Below are 521 nucleotides of genomic sequence, written 5' to 3'. Positions count from 1 at the left end.
ACTTCCTTGGCGGGGCAGACGTACACATCTTTGTCCGCGTCGTAAACAAACTCGTCATTGTTGAAGCGGCCATCGAATTTGGCGCGCGAGCTCAGCGTCTTCGGTACATAAGCGCTAATCCCTGCCTCGTGGCAGGCAAGGATCTCCCCGCKTTTGTAATACCCCCGGTCAGCCACCACCGACAACGATTCGAGTTTCATCGCCTCACGGGCCTGCTGGGCCATCGAACTGAGCTGATCACGGTCGTGACCCTCATTGGTCACCTCGTGCGCGACGATCAGATGGTGCTTGGTATCGACCGCCGTCTGTACGTTGTAACCCACGATTCCTTTGCCGCTCGTCATCATCGAGCGGGCGTCTGGGTCGGTCAGCGAGATCTGTTTGTCCGGCGACTCCTCAAGCTGTATTTCAATCGCCTGAAGTGCCTTCATCTGCTCCTTCAGTTTGACGATTTTCTCTTCCAGGCCGCCTTTGGGCCCTGAAGACTTGGTCTCTTCGCGATCAGCTGCATCCAGCGCCTT

At 56.7% G+C, this 521-nt stretch carries 1 protein-coding gene; it reads right to left on the bottom strand.

Annotated features, from left to right (window positions below; translation table 11 throughout):
• On the bottom strand, window positions 1–521 hold a 521-nt coding region (locus AC1DVH_RS32575; RefSeq protein ID WP_477757235.1), incomplete at both ends, for a transposase.

Source organism: Pseudomonas sp. P4_C3, assembly GCF_056402075.1.
The sequence above is the reverse complement of the archived record's forward strand: the minus strand, read 5'-3'. Positions and strand labels throughout refer to the sequence as shown.